The organism is Stenotrophomonas sp. Ker107b (assembly GCF_053847245.1).
Genome location: NZ_JBSPHX010000004.1, coordinates 93,305 through 106,273, shown reverse-complemented (window position 1 = coordinate 106,273; position 12,969 = coordinate 93,305). Strand labels below are relative to the sequence as shown.

General features: G+C 65.9%; 12 protein-coding genes. 6 read left to right on the top strand and 6 right to left on the bottom strand.

The genetic code is table 11. From position 1 onward, the window contains the following. Nucleotide 1: 1 nt before the first annotated feature. The 3 genes from ACWV8V_RS17730 (at nt 2) to gcvH (ending at nt 2,124) form a co-directional block, all read left to right on the top strand. Complete coding sequence (locus ACWV8V_RS17730) at nt 2-433, top strand: NfeD family protein (protein WP_259259452.1); 432 nt, start codon at nt 2-4, stop codon at nt 431-433. Between the two features lie 85 nt (nt 434-518). Then, nucleotides 519-1,631 carry a glycine cleavage system aminomethyltransferase GcvT gene (gene gcvT / locus ACWV8V_RS17725; RefSeq protein WP_455900356.1) on the top strand — a complete coding sequence of 371 codons (1,113 nt, stop codon included), beginning with the start codon at nt 519-521 and terminating at the stop codon, nt 1,629-1,631. Nucleotides 1,632-1,728: 97 nt separating this feature from the next. Beyond that, the gene (gcvH, locus tag ACWV8V_RS17720; protein WP_123730439.1) at nt 1,729-2,124 is read left to right on the top strand and encodes a glycine cleavage system protein GcvH; all 396 of its coding nucleotides are present in this window, start codon (nt 1,729-1,731) and stop codon (nt 2,122-2,124) included. A gap of 645 nt (nt 2,125-2,769) precedes the next feature. Here gcvH and ACWV8V_RS17715 read toward each other — a convergent pair. After that, entirely contained in the window at nt 2,770-2,961 is a 192-nt protein-coding gene (locus ACWV8V_RS17715; RefSeq protein ID WP_020424295.1) for a hypothetical protein, read from the bottom strand. Nucleotides 2,962-3,051: 90 nt separating this feature from the next. On the opposite strand from ACWV8V_RS17715, the gene ACWV8V_RS17710 reads away from it, so the two are divergent. Further along, a complete protein-coding gene (locus tag ACWV8V_RS17710) occupies nt 3,052-3,642 on the top strand; it encodes a histone (protein ID WP_123730441.1) in 591 nt (196 codons plus the stop codon). Between the two features lie 135 nt (nt 3,643-3,777). Here ACWV8V_RS17710 and ACWV8V_RS17705 read toward each other — a convergent pair whose 3' ends face one another. Then, nucleotides 3,778-5,172 (bottom strand): serine hydrolase domain-containing protein, encoded by a 1,395-nt coding sequence (locus ACWV8V_RS17705; protein ID WP_123730442.1) that lies wholly within the window; start codon nt 5,170-5,172, stop codon nt 3,778-3,780. Between the two features lie 166 nt (nt 5,173-5,338). Continuing rightward, nucleotides 5,339-6,928 carry a GMC family oxidoreductase gene (locus tag ACWV8V_RS17700; protein ID WP_455900355.1) on the bottom strand — a complete coding sequence of 530 codons (1,590 nt, stop codon included), beginning with the start codon at nt 6,926-6,928 and terminating at the stop codon, nt 5,339-5,341. Between the two features lie 200 nt (nt 6,929-7,128). On the opposite strand from ACWV8V_RS17700, the gene ACWV8V_RS17695 reads away from it, so the two are divergent. After that, nucleotides 7,129-8,463 carry an NTP/NDP exchange transporter gene (locus ACWV8V_RS17695; protein ID WP_455900354.1) on the top strand — a complete coding sequence of 445 codons (1,335 nt, stop codon included), beginning with the start codon at nt 7,129-7,131 and terminating at the stop codon, nt 8,461-8,463. 31 nt (nt 8,464-8,494) lie between these two features. After that, nucleotides 8,495-8,851, top strand: a complete 357-nt coding sequence (locus tag ACWV8V_RS17690; RefSeq protein WP_121038995.1) for a DUF1304 domain-containing protein — start codon at nt 8,495-8,497, stop codon at nt 8,849-8,851. A gap of 84 nt (nt 8,852-8,935) precedes the next feature. Here ACWV8V_RS17690 and ACWV8V_RS17685 read toward each other — a convergent pair whose 3' ends face one another. The 3 genes from ACWV8V_RS17685 to ACWV8V_RS17675 form a co-directional block, all read right to left on the bottom strand. Next, the gene (locus ACWV8V_RS17685) at nt 8,936-9,406 is read right to left on the bottom strand and encodes a hotdog fold domain-containing protein (RefSeq protein WP_455900353.1); all 471 of its coding nucleotides are present in this window, start codon (nt 9,404-9,406) and stop codon (nt 8,936-8,938) included. Between the two features lie 69 nt (nt 9,407-9,475). Further along, the gene (locus ACWV8V_RS17680) at nt 9,476-11,953 is read right to left on the bottom strand and encodes an acyl-CoA dehydrogenase (RefSeq protein ID WP_455900352.1); all 2,478 of its coding nucleotides are present in this window, start codon (nt 11,951-11,953) and stop codon (nt 9,476-9,478) included. Beyond that, complete coding sequence (locus tag ACWV8V_RS17675; protein ID WP_455900351.1) at nt 11,950-12,870, bottom strand: alpha/beta fold hydrolase; 921 nt, start codon at nt 12,868-12,870, stop codon at nt 11,950-11,952. Before ACWV8V_RS17675 ends, ACWV8V_RS17680 begins: the two co-directional genes overlap by 4 nt. Nucleotides 12,871-12,969 lie beyond the last annotated feature (99 nt).

Sequence of the window (12,969 nt, the reverse complement as noted above, 5' to 3'; positions counted from 1 at the left end):
CATGCGCTGGGAAGTGGTGGCCTGGGGCGCGCTGGCACTGGTGCTGTTCGCCGCCGAGGCGCTCGCGCCCGGCGCCTTCATGTTGTGGATCGGGATTGGCGCCGCGGCCGTATTCGTGCTGGTCGCGGTGTTCGCCGACATCCCGCTGCTGTGGCAGGTGGTCGCCTTCGTGGTGCTCAGCGTGGTCTCCATCCAGTGCTACCGGCGCTGGGGGCGATCGCACGATCGCCAGAGTGATCAGCCGCTGTTGAACCGGCGCGCCGAGCAGTTGATCGGGCGGGTGGTCGTGCTCGACCAGGGCATCGTGGCCGGCAAGGGCCGGGCCAAGATCGACGACGCGTTCTGGGTGGTCGCCGGGCCGGATCTGCCGGCCGGCAGTCCGGTACGCGTGGTCGCGGTGGAAGGGATGACGCTGAAGGTGCAGCAGGCCTGATCCGCGGTTTTCCCGCACCGCCGCAGGCGTTGTGAAGACGGTTCTGGGATAATGATGGCTTGCCTTCATTCCCCCGGAACCGGTCATGACCCAGAAGACGCTTCTCAACGATACCCACCGCGCACTCGGCGCCAAGATGGTCGACTTCGGTGGTTGGGACATGCCCATTCATTACGGTTCGCAGCTGGACGAGCACCATCTGGTGCGTAGCGATGCCGGCATGTTCGACGTCAGCCACATGACCGTGGTCGACCTGCGCGGTGAGCAGGTCAAGCCGTTCCTGCGCACGTTGCTGGCCAACTCGGTGGACAAGCTCAAGGCCACCGGCAAGGCGCTGTACTCGTGCATGCTCAACGCCCGCGGCGGGGTGATCGACGACCTGATCGTCTATTACATGGCCGACGATTTCTTCCGCATGGTGGTCAACGCCTCGACCCGCGAAAAGGATCTGGCTTGGATCCGCGAGCAGGCCGCCCCCTTCAACGTGGAGGTCATCGAGCGCGAAGACCTGGCCATCATCGCCGTGCAGGGCCCGACCGCACGCGAGCGTGTGATCGGCCTGCTGGGCGAGAGTGACCGCGCTGCGCTGGAGAAGCTGGGTCGATTCGCCGCGCTGGAAACCACCACCGCCGACGGTACCGCGCTGTTTGTCGCGCGTACCGGCTACACCGGTGAAGATGGCTTCGAGATCCTGCTGCCGCAGACCGCCGTGGTCGCCTTCTGGAATGCGCTGAGCGCCGCGGGTGTGCGTCCGGCCGGCCTGGGTGCGCGCGATACGCTGCGCCTGGAGGCGGGCATGAATCTCTACGGCCAGGACATGGACGAGGAGATCACGCCGTATGAAGCCGGCCTGGCCTGGACCGTCGCACTGGACGAAGGCCGCGACTTCATCGGTCGCGATGTGCTCGAGGCGCAGAAGGCGGCCGGCAACGCCCGCCAGCTGATCGGCCTGGTGATGGACGAGAAGGGCGTGCTGCGCCATGGCCAGGCGGTGCTCACCGCCGGCGGCGAGGGCGAGATCCTGTCCGGTACCTTCTCGCCGACCCTGGGCAAGGGCATCGCGTTCGCCCGCGTGCCGGGCGGCGAACTGGGCGACGTCCATGTGGACATCCGCGGCAAGCAGGTTCCGGTGCGCGTGGTGAAGTTCCCGTTCGTGCGCGAAGGCCAGGCCCAGCCCGGCGTGTTGATCGACGGCTGATGCCGTGATGTATCCGGTGCGGACGCGTTCGTGTCCGCGCCGGTTGGTTACACTACCCCCGTTTCTTGACCCCCCTGATATTCCTCGGAGCAGTCCCATGAGCGAGATCCCCGGCGACCTCAAATTCCTCAAGTCCCACGAGTGGGCACGCGTTGAAGGCAGCGGCCGCGTCACCGTCGGTATTTCCGACCACGCCCAGGGCCTGCTTGGCGACCTGGTCTATGTTGAATTGCCGGAGGTTGGCCAGGAGGTCAAGGCCGGCGAACAGGCGGCCGTGGTCGAGTCGGTCAAGGCCGCTTCGGACGTGTACAGCCCGATCACCGGCACGGTGGTCGAGGTCAATTCGGCCCTGAGCGACAAGCCGGAAACCATCAACGAAGACGCCTACGGCGACGGCTGGATCTATGTCGTCGAAGTGGCCGGCCTGGACGAAGTCAACGACCTGCTGGGTCCGGACGACTACGCTGAGCTGCTGGAAAACGAAGATCACTGATCGTCGTTTCCGCTGAAGAACGGCCGCCTGGGTGCGGCCGTTTTTTTTTGCCCGCTCACCTGGGCGCGCGCCGATCGCGTTAGTAGTGCGTGAGGATTGCAGTGCGCGTGCGATGGGGGGTGGTCGCGACGGCAGGTGCATGACGATCGGTTCGGTGCTGATGCGCGCCGGTGATCTGGTCTGCGGCGACGCGCCGACGGGACGCCGAGCAGGCATCCAAGTCGGCGTGCGGCGACGTTCAATGGCGAACGCCAGGCGCGAACATGTCGGTCCCGAACGGCCAAAAGTTTGCGCAGTTACGCGAATCGGGTCGAAAAAAGCGCGGGCAGATGTGAAAAGTTTTGCGGTCTGTTTAAGGTGCGCACGGGGAGTCCCGTGGCGGGGGTAATCGGATGCGATGCGCGCGTGGCGTTGCGGGACGGCGCACGGCGATGTTGCGATGTCGCTACACGAAAGTGCTTCTTTTAAGTGTTTTTCTTTTCTGGGTTGTCAGCGTTTGATTGCGCGGGGTGTTCGCGCTGGCGGTGGCATGGCGGTCTGGTCGGGGCGCTGACGGGTACGGCAAGGGGCGCGCCGCAAGGCGCCGGTGTGAAAATTTTTCGCCGGGGTTGTTGACAGTGAAAAAAAGCGTGATTAGGTTTCGCCTCAGCAGACCTTGCCTGCGAACAGAGTGAGCAGAATCGACATCAAGTCGCGAAGCACAACCTGGACATCCACCTCGCGTCCCATGACGGTGGAGATGGCTTCGCTTCCTCCGGCGAACCGCAAGTTCCTTTCCTCTTCGATACCTGCCTGGCCACATGCGGCGGGTGTCACCGTATCCGTCACGACGCGCATGACGCGACGGCGGTCCCCGCGACGCAGCAACGGCGGGTTTGCTTTACCTGGGCGTTTCCACTCCATAGATCACTGACGAGGAGCCATCCCATGGCAACCAAGAAAGCTGCGAAGAAAAAGCCGGCCGCCAAAAAGGCAGCCAAGAAGGTCGCTAAAAAGGCGACTGCCAAGAAGGCCGTGAAGAAGGTAGCCAAGAAGGCGGCTGCCAAGAAGACGGTGAAGAAGGCGGCCAAGAAGGCGACCGCTCGCAAGGCAGCAGTGAAAAAGACGGCAAAGAAGGCAGTGAAGAAGACTGCGAAGAAGGCCGCCACCAAGAAGACCGCGAAGAAGGCAGTAAAGAAGACGGCGAAGAAGGCCGTCAAGAAGACTGCAAAGAAGGCAGCTGCCAAGAAGACCGCGAAGAAGGCGGTAAAGAAGACGGCCAAGAAGGCGACCCGCAAGGTAGCCAAGAAGGCCGCTCCGAAGAAGGCTGCCAAGAAGACCGCGAAGAAGACCGCCAAAAAGGCCACCCGCAAGGTAGCCAAGAAGGCCACCGCCAAGAAGGCGACTGCCCGCAAGGCTCCGGCCAAGAAGGCATCCGCGAAGAAGGCAGTGAAGAAGGTCGCGAAGCGCAAGCCGGCCGTTCGCAAGAAGAAGGCCGCACCGGTCGCACTGCCGGCAACCCCGGCACCGCTGATCTGAGTTTTTCCCGATAGCCGTACCTGAGACTCCTTCCCTGGCAGCCCAGCGGGGAAGGAGTTTTTTTATGGGCGGTACCAAAAACCACAAAAAAGGCGGCCATCCGGCCGCCTTTTTCGATGCCACGTGCAGGCAGGATCAGCGCGGTGAAGCGACCGCGCGGTTCGACGACACGCCCTTGCGCTTGCCTTGCGGGGCGGCATCCTCGGCCATCAGGCTGTCGCTGCCGAAGTCGGTGTCCACGTCCAGCCAGCGCTGGGTCGGCAGGCCCATGGCCTGGTCCAGTACGGTGGGCAGCAGGCCGCTGGGCAGGCTGCTTTCACCATTCCACATGATGGCGATGCCGAGGTCGCGTTCGGGCACCAGCGCGACCAGACCGCGGTAACCCTGGACGGCACCGGCGTGGAAGATCACTTCATGGCCGGCGTAATCGAAGGTGCGCCAGCCGAGCGCGTAGCCGGCCGAGTTCAGGCGTTCGCGGCGCCAGCCCGAGCGCATCTCACCGGGGGTGCTGATCAGGCTGGCGTGCAGCGTGGCCAGCAACGGAGCGGGCAGGACGTCGGGGCGATGGCCGGTGTGTGCCAGCAGCCACTGCGCCATGTCGCTGGCACTGGCATTGACGCCGGCGGCCGGGGCGAGGCGGTAATAGGTCGGCTTGGGCGTCAGCGCGACCCAGCCGTTGCGGCTGCGCACGTGCGGGCGCGCCCAGCGCGAGCTGGCCTGGATGCCGGCCAGGCCGAGGCTGGCGTCATCCATGCCCAGCGGCTTGAACAGGCGGCGCTCGACGGACTGTTCGTAGAAGCTGCCGGAGGCGGCGTAGACCACATCACCGATCAGGCTGAAGGCCACGTTCTGGTAGGCATAGCAGTCGCCGGGCAGGCACTTGAGCGAGGTGGCCGCCAGCTTGTGGGTGAGCGTGTAGTACTCGGCGTTGGCTTCGACGTCGCGGTCGTAGGCGTTGTAGGGCAGGCCAACGCGGTGGCTGAGCAGATCGGCCACGGTCAGGCGCTCGGTCGCTTCGGGCGTGCTCAACTGGAAGCCGGGCACGTAGTCGGTAACCTTGCTGTCCCAGCGCAGGGTGCCATCGTTGACCAGCAGGCCGGCCATGGTGCCGGCGAAGGCCTTGGACAGCGAGGCCAGCCGGAACACGGTGTGGGCATCGACCTGCTGCGGGTTGTTGACGTCGGTGACGCCGTAGCCGCGCGCGCTGAGTACGCGGCCACCCTGGACGATCGCAACGGCCATGCCGGGCACGCGCTCGCCGTAGGTGAGCTGCTGCGCCATCGATTCGATCGAGGCCACGTTGAAGCTCTGCGCGGGCGGCTGCACTTTCAGGCCGGCCGGCGTGGTGCGATACGCGGCAGGCTGGGTATGCGGGGCGGCGCTCGGCGCCGATTCCTCGATATTGACCGGGAACCCGGCGGGCGCAGCGGCAGGTGTCTGTGCAGTGGAAGACATGGCGATGGGCATCAACATGCCCAACAACCCGGTTGCCGCCGAACGGATCGGTCGGCGCCTGTTGTTCTGGTTCATCGTGTGGGTGCCCGTGCGCGACTGCTGTGACCGATTCTAGCGCCGCTTTTCGTGATTGCACAAACGAAACGAAGATGAATGCGTATCGCATTGAAAATACGCGGGTTTTGCCGATCTCCAAAGGATCCGTCACCCGCGCGGTAAGGACGGTCCAGCGCACCCCTGTTCAGGCAGTTGCAGCGGTCCGGATCCAATGGGCGGCACGCTCGGCGATCATCAGGGTCGGGGCGTTGGTGTTCCCGCTGACCAGGCGCGGCATCACCGATGCGTCCACCACCCGCAGCCGCTGCGTGCCATGCACGCGCAGGGTCGGATCGACCACGGCCTCGGCATGTTGCCCCATCGCGCAGGTGCCGACCGGGTGGTAGATGGTCTCGGCCTTGGCCCGGATGAAGGCTTCCAGTGCGGCGTCGTCCAGCGCGTCGTGCGGGGGGAAGACCGGCGCGCCGCGCCAACGGTCGAAGGCGGGCTGGTGCAGTATCCGGGCCGACAGGCGCGCGCATTCGAGCATCATTTTCAGGTCGTGACCGTCCGCATCGCCGAGGTAGTTGGCGTGGATGCGCGGCGGTGAGCGTGCATCAGCATCACGCAGACGCAGCTGCCCGCGGCTGCGCGGGTGCAGCGGGCAGGCATGCAGCGTGTAGCCATCGCCCGGCAGCCGGTGTCGGCCGTGGTTGTCCAGCATCGCCGGGACGAAATGGAACTGGATGTCGGCACCGGTATCGGTGGCCAGCGATGAGCGGGCGAAGCCGCCGGCCTCAGCCAGGTTGCTGGTGCCGGCACCGCGACGACCGCGCAGAAAGTAGTCCACCGCGATGCGCAGCTCGTTGCTGCGGTCGTAGCTGACGCCGGGTGTGGTGTGCACGACGGTGCAGATGTCCAGGTGGTCCTGCAGGTTGCGGCCGACACCGGGCAGATCCACGCGCGGGGTGATGCCGTGGCAACGCAACGTGTCCGCCTCGCCGATGCCGGAGAGCATCAGCAGGTGCGGGGAATGGATGGCGCCGGCGCTGAGGATCACCTCGGCCGCCGCGCGTGCATGGAGGTGGTGGCGGCCACGTCGATAGTGCACGCCGGTCGCTGTCGTGCCCTCGAAGCTCAGCGCGGTCGCCTGCGCGCCGGTGAGCACCGTCAGGTTGCGTCGGTGGCGTGCCGGGCGCAGGTAGGCGTCCGCGCTCGAACACCGCGCACCGTCGCGCTGGGTGACCTGGTACAGCCCTACGCCGAGCTGCTGGTCACCGTTGAAGTCCGCATTGTGGGGATGGCCGGCTTGTTGAGCGGCGGCGATGAACGCAGCCGAGAGGGGATTGTGGTGGCGCAGGTCGGACACCGACAGCGGTCCTGCGGCGCCGTGCAGCGCGCTGGCACCGCGGCTGTTGCGCTCGCTGTGCAGGAACCAGGGCAGCACCTGGTCCCAGCCCCAGCCGGTGGCGCCACCCGCTTCCCAGCCGTCGTAGTCGGCCGGCACGCCGCGCACGTAGCACATCGCATTGATCGAACTCGAGCCGCCCAGCACCTTGCCGCGCGGCCACCACAGGCGACGGCCGTCCAGCCCAGGCTCGGGCGCAGTCTCCAGATTCCAGTTGATGCGGCGGTTGTTGACCAGCCGCGCCAGGCCGGCCGGCATATGGATGAAGGGGTTGGTATCGCGTGGGCCCGCTTCCAGCAGCAGTACCCGGCAGGCCGGGTCTTCGCTGAGCCGGTGGGCCAGCACGCAGCCGGCAGAGCCGGCTCCAATCACGATGTAGTCGTACATGCCGCTCCTTGCCGGGGTGCGCACCGAGCATAAGACAGGTTGGGGCAGGCAGGGGCTGCGGGGTGCGCCACGCAGCGTTGCGCCGATGGGCGTGCCGGAGGCTGGCGATGTTGCGGTGCATCGTTTACCTTGCGCGCTTTACTGCCCGGAGTTTCCACGATGCCGCCGTTGTCACGCCGCCCAAGCCGGGAGTGGGTGCGATGAGTGCTGCCGCAGCAGCACCGGTGCAATCGGGCCTGCGTGGGGCGCTGCGGCAGTCGCCGCCCCTGATCTGGGCGTGCCTGTACTTCTTCTGCCTCTTGAGCGGCTACTACGTGCTACGCCCGGTGCGCGAGGCAATGGCTGCCTCGGCCGACGCGAAGGCGGTGTTCCCGCCGGTACTGATCGACTGGCTCAGTGCGCATGGCATCGCGGTACAGGACTTCGTGCTGCAGTTCCTGTTCACCGGGGTGTTCTTCATCATGCTGTTGCTGCAGCCGCTCTACGGCGCGGTGGTCAGCCGCTATCCGCGGCGGATATTCCTGCCCGCGGTGTATGGTTTCTTCATCGTTTCCCTGCTGGGCTTCTACCTGCTGTTCGACAGTGGCGTGCCGGGGCGTGGCATGGCGTTCTTCTTCTGGGCGGCCGTGTTCAACCTGTTTGCGGTGGCAGTGTTCTGGAGCTTCATGGCCGACGTGTTCTCCAACGCCCAGGCACGCGAGGTATACGGCTACATCGGCGCGGCAGGCACTCTCGGTGCGTTCTTGGGGCCGATCATCACTGCGGTGCTGGTGGAGCGGGTGGGTATTGCCAACCTGATGCTGGTCTCGGCCGGCTTTCTGAGTGCCTGCCTGGTCTGCATCTGGCGGCTGCGGTTGTGGGCAGTGGCGCGGGAGCAGGAGCAGCAGCTGGTGTCAGGTGAAACCCCGATGGGCGGCAGCGTGCTGGACGGCCTGAAGCTGATCGTGCGTGAGCCGCTGCTGCGCTGGCTGGCCGTGCTGGTGCTGTTCGGCGTGGGCGTGGGCACGATGCTTTACAACGAGCAGGCCTCGATCGTGCGCCGCCTGTACCCCGATGCCGCGGCAAGCACGGCATTCTTCTCGCGCGTGGATCTGGCGGTGAACACGCTGACCCTGATCATCCAGCTCGGCTTCACGCGCTGGTTGCTGTCGCGGTTTGGCATCGCCCCGGCGCTGCTGATTCCAGGTGCCGCCATCATCATCGGGTTCTCGATCCTGGCTGCCTCGCCGCTGCCGCTGATGGTGGCGATGGTGCAGGTGATGACCCGCGCCAGCGAATTCTCACTGGCCAAGCCGGCGCGCGAGACGATCTATACCCGTGTGGACCGCGAGTGGCGATACAAGGCCGGCGCGGCCATCGACACCGTGGTCTACCGCGGTGGCGACCTGACCTTCGCCTGGGTCCACAAGGGGCTGTCCCTGTTCGGCTCGCACATCGTGTTCGTCGGTGGCCTGGTCGTGGCCGGTGCCATGACCATTGCCGCCCTCGGCGTGCTGCGCGAAGAAAAGAAGCTGCCGGGCGAGCGCCCGGAGTAAGCTCTCTGCATTACGTTCTGGAAGCCTGCCCATGTATTGGATCGCGCTGTCACTGACCTTGCTGGTCGCCCTGCTGCACGTGTACTTCCTGGTCCTGGAAATGTTCCTGTGGACCAAGCCGCTGGGATTGAAGACCTTCCGCAATACGCCGGAAAAAGCGCAGGCCACGCGGGTGCTGGCGGCCAATCAGGGGCTGTACAACGGCTTCCTCGCCGCGGGCCTGTTCTGGGGCCTGTTCGATCACCTGCCGATGCTGGTGAACTTCATGCTGGGCTGCGTGATCGTGGCCGGCTGCTATGGCGCGTACAGCGTCAACAAGCGGATCTTCTTCATCCAGGCTGTGCCGGCGATCCTGGCCGTGGCGGCATGGTGGATGGTGCCGGCCTGACAGGCGACAGCCACGCATGGCGTGGCGCTTCCTGCGACAGACGGATCGGATGTAGAGCCACCCCATGGGTGGCTGCGCCAACGATCATCGCTTGACCGGCGACACCCACATCGCGATCCGGGCCTCGAACACCGCCGTGCCGGCGTCATCGAGCACCTGCACCTTCACCGGCAGCGCGTAACCCGCCTCGGCCGCCACGATCGGCTGCTCCGGCGTGGCCACGGCATGCTGGGTGCCCGTCGCCTTGGCCAGGTACTGCACCTCCATGCCCTTCGGGATCCAGCGCATGCCCTTGGGCAGCGAGGCATCCACCATCAGCCCGGCGGTGAGCTCGGCCAGGTTGCACAGTGCGATCGCGTGCACCGTGCCGATGTGGTTGGTGACCTTGCGGCGGTGCGCGATGCGGCCTTCGCAGCGGCCCGGTTCAAGCAGGGTGATGCGCGGGGCGATGCTGGCGAAGTAGGGTGCCTTGAAACACACCGCGCGCGAGAACAGCCAGTTGCCGGCAGGCCAGCGCTGCATGCGGCGATAAAGCGTGAGCAGTGGAGCGGACATCGGAGATCTCCCTAAAGAAACGGCGGACCGAAGTCCGCCGTTGTCGTTTACCTGGTGCCAGGATCGGGATCAGGCAGCTTCGGACTGCGCGTCCTGCTGGGCACGCTTGTAGTAGCCCGCCGAGCGCAGTTCTTCCGGATCGAAGTCGTCCACGGTGATCGTTTCCAGCGTGAGCGTGCGCAGCTCCTCGAGCAGGGTGCGCTCGTCCTGGGTGATCACGCCTTCGGCCACGGCTTCGTCCAGCTGGGTAACGAAGTCCAGCGCTTCGATGCCCTTGGTCTTGAGCGCCTTGATGAACTTGCGCTCCACCGGCTCGGCCATGATCGCCTTGGACAGGTAGCTGTTGATGCGGCCACCCGGGTTGTTCTCGCACGGGGTCAGGAACACGCCACTGGCCAGACGGTCGCGGGCTTCGTTGGGCGCCATCAGCAGCGCGGCGACGCGATGGCCCAGACGGTCGCCCGGGGCCTCGGCACGGCGGCCGAACGGGAAGATCAGCGCCCACATCAGCCAGCCGATCGGACGCACCGGGAAGTTGCGCAGGGCGGCCGACAGCGACTCTTCGATCTTGTGCACGCTGTCATGGAAGGCCCAGGCCAGCAGCGGCTGGTCGGCCACCGGTGCGCCTTCGTCGTGGTAACGCTTGAGCATGGCGCTGGTCATGTAGATGTGGCTCAGCACATCGCCCAGGCGGCCGGACAGCGATTCCTTGAACTTCAGCTTGCCGCCGAGCGTCATCATCGAGATGTCGGCCATCAGCGCCAGGTTGGCCGAGTAACGGTCCAGCTTGCGGAAGTAGCGGCGGGTGTAGGCATCGCCCGGGGCGGCACCGAAACGGGCACCGGTCAGGCCGAACCAGAACGAACGCACGGCGTTGGAGATGCCGTAGCGGATGTGGCCGAACAGGCTGCGGTCGAATTCCTGCAGGCCGGCACGGGTGTCCGGATCCTGCGCGGCCTTCATTTCCTTCAGTACCCACGGGTGGCAGAGGATGGCACCCTGGCCGAAGATCAGCAGGCTGCGGGTCATGATGTTGGCACCCTCCACCGTGATCGCAATCGGCGCGGCCTGCCAGCTGCGGCCGGCGAAGTTGCGCGGCCCCAGGATGATGCCCTTGCCGCCGATCACATCCATCACGTCCGAGATCACTTCACGGCTCATGCTGGTGCAGTGGTACTTGGCGATGGCCGACGGCACCGACGGCACGTCGCCGCGGTCCACCGCAGCCGCCGTGGCCTGGCACAGCGCGCTGATCGCGTAGGCCTTGCCACCGATGCGGGCCAGCGCTTCTTCGACGCCCTCGAAGCGACCGACCGACAGGCCGAACTGCTTGCGGATGCGCGCGTAGGCACCGGTCACCACCGCGCCGGCCTTGGCACCGCCACTGGCGGTGGAGGGCAGGGTGATCGAGCGGCCCACGGCCAGACACTCGTTGAGCATGTTCCAGCCCTTGCCGGCCTTCTCGGCGCCGCCGATCAGCTGGGTCAGCGGGATGAACACATCCTTGCCGCGGATCGGGCCGTTCTGGAAGGTCGAGTTGAGCGGGAAGTGGCGGCGGCCGATTTCCACACCGGCGGTGTCACGCGGCAGCAGCGCCAGCGTGATGCCGATGTCGCGGGTGCTGCCGATCAGGCCGTCCGGATCGTACATGCGGAAGGCCAGGCCGATCAGCGTGGCCACCGGGGCCAGCGTGATGTAGCGCTTGTCGAAGGTGAGCTTGACGCCGAGCACCTGCTCGCCGTTCCACTCGCCCTTGCAGACGATGCCGTAATCGGGAATCGAGGTGGCGTCCGAGCCGGCGAACGGACCGGTCAGGCCAAAGCACGGCACTTCACGGCCATCGGCCAGGCGCGGCAGGTACTGGTCCTTCTGTTCCTGGGTGCCGTAATGGTTGAGCAGTTCACCCGGGCCCAGCGAGTTGGGCACGCCGACGGTGGAGCTGACCACGCTCGACACCGAGGCCAGCTTCTGGATGACCTTGTGGTGGGCCAGCGCGCTGAAGCCCAGGCCGCCGTATTCCTTCGGAATGATCATGCCGAAGAACTTGTTCTTCTTGATGAAGCTCCACAGCTCCGGCGGCAGGTCGGCGTAGACGTGGGTGATTTCCCAGTCGTTGACCATCTTGCACAGCTCTTCGACCGGGCCATCCAGGAACGCCTGTTCCTCAGCAGTGAGCTGCGGCTTGGGGTAGTTGAGCAGGATGTTCCAGTCCGGATCACCGGTGAACAGCTCGCCTTCGAAACCGACCGAGCCGGTTTCCAGCGCGATGCGCTCGGTCTGCGACAGCGGCGGCAGCACCTTGCGGAACACCTTCATCATCGGCGCGGTCAGCAGCGGCTTGCGGATGAAGGGCAGCAGCAGCGGCACGGCGATCACCGCGACGATGGCCGCAGCCACGATGGTGGCGGTCTGGTTGACGTACGGGATGAACCAGCAGGCGGCCAGCAGCACCAGGCTGATGATCGTCCAGGTGATCAGGCGCATCCGGTGGTAGGCGACGAACGCACCTGCCAGGAGGATCGCGAGGAAGGGAACGACAATGCTCATGAGCGTGCTCCGGTGACGTGCTCGGTAATGGCGGACGATGCGACGGCGGAGGCCGAGGGCAACACGTCCAGATAGTCCAACACAGTAGCGGTAAAGGCGTTGTTGTCATCACCGGCGACCATGTGCGTGGCCTCCGGCAACTGCACGTGGCGTGCGTGTGGCACCAACGCGAGGAACTCGGCCACCGTCTGCGGGGTGACGAGGGTACTGCGGCCACCGCTGACCAGCAGCAATGGGCATTTCACCTGGCGCGTCGCGTCGGCAAGCGCGTCCTGGTGGTGTTCGCTGTCACGCGCCAGTTCGGCGACCAGGCGCGGGTCCCAATGCCAGCGCCAGCGGCCGTGGCCGTCCTCGCGCAGCAATGCGCGCAGGGAATCTTCAGACTTGCGCGGGCGGTGTGGCAGGTAGGAGGAGATCACGTCGGCGGCCTGGGACAGCGACGCGAAGCCTTCCGGGTGCGCGGTCATGAACATCAGGATCTTTTCGACACCGGCGGTATCCCAGCGTGGGGTGATGTCCACCAGCACCATCGCCGAAAACAGACCCGGCCAGCGCGACTCGGCGAGCAGGCCGAACAGACCGCCCATCGAGGCGGCGATCAGGATCGGCGGCTGCGGCTGTTCACCGGCCAGCACGATCAGATCATCGGCGAACTGTTCACCGTGATACGCAAGGTCGGCCGGGTTCCAGTCGGAATCGCCGTGGCCGCGCGCGTCATAGGCCAGGGTCTGGTAGCCGGCGTCGACCAGCGCGTTCGCGGTGGCGTTCCAGGCATGCCGGGTCTGGCCGAAGCCGTGGGCGAACAGGACGGTGCCGCGGCGCCCTTGGCCCGAACGCGTGGCTGCGAGCACGGCGTCATGCGCGCCGGTCAGTCGCTCATCGTCAAAGCGGGGCAGGGTAGAAGAAGGAGTGACCATACTCGCTAGTATGGACCTGCCCTGTGCGATGTCAATACTTCGGAGTATGGTGGCCCCATCCCTTGTGCCAGCAGGCGCGAAGCGGTCCTGTACCGATAC